This is a genomic window from Streptomyces acidicola (genome assembly GCF_009377235.1).
GTDB lineage: Bacteria > Actinomycetota > Actinomycetes > Streptomycetales > Streptomycetaceae > Streptomyces > Streptomyces acidicola.
The window spans coordinates 1-4462 of sequence record NZ_VMNX01000415.1; the positions used below are offsets into that span (position 1 = coordinate 1).

General features: G+C 71.3%; 2 protein-coding genes. One reads left to right on the plus strand and one right to left on the minus strand.

The genetic code is table 11. The features are described 5' to 3' along the window. The coding region (locus FPZ41_RS45090) for a glycosyltransferase family 1 protein (protein ID WP_322621543.1) at positions 1-2642 on the minus strand (2642 nt) is incomplete at its 3' end. Between the two features lie 346 nt (positions 2643-2988). On the opposite strand from FPZ41_RS45090, the gene FPZ41_RS45095 reads away from it, so the two are divergent. Beyond that, complete coding sequence (locus tag FPZ41_RS45095; RefSeq protein ID WP_152870553.1) at positions 2989-4191, plus strand: S8 family peptidase; 1203 nt, start codon at positions 2989-2991, stop codon at positions 4189-4191. Positions 4192-4462: the final 271 nt, after the last annotated feature.

The following is a 4462-nucleotide window of genomic DNA, read 5'->3' on the forward strand; positions in this document are numbered from 1 at the left end:
ACCAGCAGCATCCGCATCAGCACCCCCGCCCCCTCCCCCGCGTCCTCCGACGGCAGCGCCACCAGCCCGAGCTCCGCCCGTGACGCCAGCAGCCGGTGGTCCGGGAGGATGCGGACGGTGTAGCCGAAGGGGCCTGTGCGGTCCAGGGACAGCGGGCCCTCGTACACCCAGCGGCCCTCCTCGTCCGGGCCGCCCGTCGGCTTCAGCGGGACGCCCGCGGCGTCCGCGATGCGGTCGTCCCCGTCCACCCGGCCGGAAACCGCCTGTACCTCCACATCGTCCGGGGCCAGGCCGCCCAGACCGACACGCACGCGCAGGACCAGCGTCGTCCCCAGCTCCGCCGTGGCCGTCGAGGCCGACGTCTCCACATGGTCCACCGTGACCCGGTGCCAGGCCGCGCGCACCCGCGCCTTCCACTCGGCCAGTTCCCGTGCCGCGTCGGGTGCCAGCTCCCGGTGGGCGCGGGCCGCGGGGGCGTAGAGGCGCTCCACGTACTCGCGGACCATCCGGCCCGCCAGCACCTTCGGGCCCAGATGCGTCAGGGTCCGGCGGACCATCTCGATCCAGCGGTCGGGCAGGCCGCCCCGGCCGCGCTCGTAGAAACGGGGGGTCACCCGCTGCTCCAGCAGGTCGTACAGCGCTGCCGCCTCCAGGTCGTCCCGTCGGTCGTCGCCCTCCCCCACCGCTGAACGATCCGTGCCGTCCGCCGTGGGGATCGCCCATCCGAAGTCCGGCTGGAACCATTCGTCCCACCAGCCGTCCAGGACCGACAGGTTCAGGCAGCCGTTCAGCGCCGCCTTCATCCCCGACGTCCCGCACGCCTCCAGCGGTCGCAGCGGGTTGTTCAGCCAGACGTCGCAGCCGGGGTACAGCTTCTGGGCCATTGCCATGCCGTAGTCCGGGAGGAACACGATCCGGTGCCGTACCCGCGGGTCGTCCGTGAACCGCACCAGTTCCTGCACCAGCCGCTTGCCGCCGTCGTCCGCCGGGTGCGCCTTGCCCGCCACCACGATCTGGACCGGCCGCTCCTCGTGCAGCAGCAGGTCCATCAGACGGTCCCTGTCCCGCAGCATCAGGGTCAGGCGTTTGTACGAGGGGACCCGCCGCGCGAAGCCGATCGTCAGCACGTCCGGGTCCAGGACCTCCTCGATCCAGCCGAGTTCGGCCGTGCCCGCGCCCCGCTGTCGCCAGGACGCGTACAGCCGCCGCCGTACCTCCGTCACCAGTTGCTCGCGCAGCGACCGTCGCAGGTCCCAGATGTCCTGGTCGGGGATGTCGGCCACCGCGTCCCAGCGGTCCGTGCCACCGGCGGTCATCGCGTCCTCGGTGCGCTGCGCGCCGATCTGGCGGACGCCCAGACGGAAGACCTCGGGGGCCACCCAGGTGGGGGCGTGCACGCCGTTCGTCACCGAGGTGATCGGGACCTCGTCCGGGTCGAAGCCCGGCCACAGGCCCGAGAACATCTCCCGGCTGACGCGTCCGTGCAGCAGCGAGACGCCGTTGGCCCGCTGGCCCAGGCGCAGCCCCATGACGGCCATGTTGAACAGGTTGGGCTCGCCTGAGGGGTACGTCTCCATGCCCAGCCCCAGGATGCGCTCCACGTCGATGCGCGGAAGTTCCGCGTCGGGGCCGAAGTGGCGGGCCACCAGCTCACGGTCGAAGCGGTCGATGCCGGCCGGGACGGGGGTGTGGGTGGTGAAGACCGTGCCGGCGCGTACCGCCTCCAGTCCGGCGTCGAAGTCGAGTCCCTGGTCGCCGAGTTCGGCGATGCGCTCCAGGCCGAGGAAGCCCGCGTGTCCCTCGTTGGTGTGGAAGACCTCGGGCTGAGGATGGCCGGTCAGCCGGCAGTACGTGCGGACCGCGCGCACTCCTCCTATGCCCAGCAGCATCTCCTGGAGCAGTCGGTGTTCGCTGCCGCCTCCGTACAGCCGGTCGGTGACGCCCCGCTCGCCGTGGTCGTTCTCGTCCACGTCCGAGTCGAGCATCAGCAGGGGGACACGGCCGACCTGGGCCTGCCAGACGCGGGCGCGGAGCCGGCGCCCGCCGGGGAGCGCCAGGGGGACCTGGGCGACGGAGCCGTCGGCCTCCCGCAGCGGCACCAGTGGCAGTTCGTGCGGGTCGAGCACCGGATAGTGCTCCTGCTGCCATCCGTCGCGCGACAGCGTCTGGCGGAAGTAGCCGTGCCGGTAGAGCAGGCCGACGCCGATGAGCGGTACGCCCAGGTCGCTGGCCGCCTTCAGATGGTCGCCGGCGAGGATGCCGAGGCCGCCGGAGTACTGCGGCAGGGCCGCGGTGATGCCGAACTCGGGTGAGAAGTACGCGACGGCGGCCGGGAGTCCGGGCGGCTGGGTCTGGTACCAGCGCTCGCCGGTCATGTAGTCGCGCAGGTCGTCGGCCACGGCGGCCAGGCGCCGCAGGAAACGCCGGTCCTCGGCCAGTTCCGCGAGGCGGTCCATCGAGACCCCGCCGAGCAGACGTACAGGGTCGCCGCCGGAGGAGGCCCAGCGCTCCGGGTCGACGGACTGGAAGAGGTCACGGGTCTCTGCGTGCCAGGACCAGCGCAGATTGCGCGCCAGTTCGCTGAGCGGGTGAAGGGCTTCGGGCAGGACGGGTCGAACGGTGAATCTGCGGATCGCCTTCACTGGGTTCCACCTTCGCGAGGACGTACGCGGCCGAGGGCCACACACGCTGTGCGCCCCTTCGTCCCCCGACCGTAGCGGCGCGAGTGCCTCGGCGACATGGCGCCATGCGGATGCGCCCCCTCAGTGCCACCCGGCGCAACCATCGATTGAGGAACCACGACGGCGACCAACCAGGTCCGCGAAAGCGGCGCCGGCTTAGGCGCAAAAGGGCGCGGCTCAGGCGCAAAAACAACCCTTGTGGTAGTTCGCACCGCACGAGAGGCTGCGCAGGGTCGTATCGGTCGGACACTGCCGTAATGGGCGAACTCCGGCCGTCATGGGTCGAGTTGAGGAGGGGAACTCACACATGGCACAGACGGCGAACAGGCGTCTGCGCTGGGCGGGAGGCCTGACCGCCGCGGCCACGGCCGCGGTGCTTTCGGCCGTTACCCTGCCCGCGCACGCCGTCCCGCAGGGGCGGATACTCGGCGCCGGCGCGGCCGGCTCCGTGAGCGGCAGTTACATCGTGACACTCAAGGGGGGAACGAAGGCTCCCTCGGCGGCCGGAAAGGGCATCGCCGAGAAGTACGGGGCGAGAATCAGCCACACCTACAGCTCGGTTCTGAACGGCTATGCCGTGCGGGTGGGCGAAGGACAGGCCAGCGCGCTGGCGGCGGACTCCCGCGTGGCGTCGGTCGTCCAGGACACCCGGGTGGCCTACGACCACACGCAGCAGAACCCTCCGTCCTGGGGGCTCGACCGCATCGACCAGACGAACCCGCCGCTCGACAAGAGCTACACATGGCCGGACTCGGCGGGCAAGGGCGTCACGGTCTACGTCATCGACACCGGCATCCGGATCACCCACAAGGACTTCGGCGGGCGGGCGTCCTACGGCTGGGACTTCGTGGGCGGCGACAAGGTCGCGGCGGACGGCAACGGCCACGGCACGCACGTCGCCGGCACCGCCGTGGGCACGAAGTACGGCGTCGCCAAGAAGGCGAAGGTCGTCGCCGTCCGCGTCCTCGACAACGACGGCGGGGGCACCACCGCCCAGGTCATCGCGGGCATCGACTGGGTGACCAGGCACGCACGGAAGCCCGCGGTGGCCAACATGAGCCTGGCCGGCTTCGGCAACGCGCAGCTCGACGCGGCCGTCCGCAGCTCGATCGCGTCCGGCGTGACGTACTCGGTGGCGGCCGGTAACGACGGTCTGTCGGCGGGGCTCTATTCGCCCGCCCGGGTCAGGCAGGCGATCACCGTCGGTGCCCTCGACAAGAGGGACCGGCGAGCGAGCTTTTCCAACTGGGGTTCGAGCCTGGACCTGTTCGCGCCCGGCGTGGCGATCACCTCCGCGTCGCACCGCAGCGACACCGGGAAGGCGACCTTCGACGGTACGTCGATGGCGGCCCCGCATGTCACGGGTGCGGCCGCCCTCTACCTCGCCGACCACCGCGGCGCCACCCCGGCCCAGGTCAGCCAGGCGCTCGTCAACCGCTCTGTTTCGGGCAAGGTGACGGGCCGTGGCCTCGGCTCACCGGACAAGATCCTGCAGGTCGACAACCCCTAGTGCCAGGCCGAACGCCCGACCGGAGCGGCACGGCACGGACCGGCCTCGCCCTCACAGGACGAGGCCGGTCTTGTGTGTAGACATACGCGTGAGTAGTTAACAAAGTGCCGGAATGCCCACCCGCGTAGGGTGGGAAGGCTCCTCCGGTACGCCCCGCAGGCCCCACCTCCCCACACCCTCATCCGCCCACCCACGTTGACGCGGACAGGAGCGGTCATGCCCGCCATGCACCATTCGTCAGCACCCCCGACGACCGGCACCACCCCCGCAC